The organism is Gemella bergeri ATCC 700627 (genome assembly GCF_000469465.1).
Taxonomy (GTDB): Bacteria; Bacillota; Bacilli; order Staphylococcales; family Gemellaceae; genus Gemella; species Gemella bergeri.
Genome location: NZ_KI271816.1, coordinates 1 through 954, shown reverse-complemented (window position 1 = coordinate 954; position 954 = coordinate 1). Strand labels below are relative to the sequence as shown.

The window sequence follows — 954 nt, the reverse complement described above, 5'->3', positions numbered from 1 at the left end:
TTGAACATTGAAAACTAAACGAATTAAGTCAACGTAATTCCAAAAGAAAGAAAGTAGTTCTAAAAAGTAACTACTAGAGGGTCTTACACAACTTATGAACGAAGTGAATAAGTAAATTAGAGACTCTTATGCAAACCAAATACCTGAAAGGTAAATGGGAAGCGAAAACTAAAAAAAGAGCTAAATCAAGCAAACAAATAAGAAAATATTTGGAGAGTTTGATCCTGGCTCAGGACGAACGCTGGCGGCGTGCCTAATACATGCAAGTCGAGCGAAGAATTTCTGGTGCTTGCACTAGAAATTCTTAGCGGCGAACGGGTGAGTAACACGTAAAGAACCTGCCTTATAGACTGGGATAACTACGGGAAACTGTAGCTAATACCGGATAACAACATTTTCCGCATGGGAGATGTTTAAAAGTTGGTGAAGCTAACACTATAAGATGGCTTTGCGGAGCATTAGCTAGTTGGTGGGATAAAAGCCTACCAAGGCGACGATGCATAGCCGACCTGAGAGGGTGAACGGCCACATTGGGACTGAGACACGGCCCAAACTCCTACGGGAGGCAGCAGTAGGGAATCTTCCGCAATGGACGAAAGTCTGACGGAGCAACGCCGCGTGAGTGAAGAAGGATTTCGGTTCGTAAAGCTCTGTTGTTAGGGAAGAAAGGTTGTGTAGTAACTATACACAAAACAGACGGTACCTAACCAGAAAGCCACGGCTAACTACGTGCCAGCAGCCGCGGTAATACGTAGGTGGCAAGCGTTGTCCGGAATTATTGGGCGTAAAGCGCGCGCAGGTGGTTTAGAAAGTCTGATGTGAAAGCCCACGGCTCAACCGTGGAAGGTCATTGGAAACTGATAAACTTGAGTGCAGGAGAGAAAAGTGGAATTCCTAGTGTAGCGGTGAAATGCGTAGAGATTAGGAGGAACACCAGTGGCGAAGGCGGCTTTT

General features: G+C 45.4%; 1 rRNA gene. It reads left to right on the top strand.

The features are described 5' to 3' along the window. Positions 1-206: 206 nt before the first annotated feature. Positions 207-954, top strand: a 16S ribosomal RNA gene (locus HMPREF1983_RS02350); the annotation flags it as partial.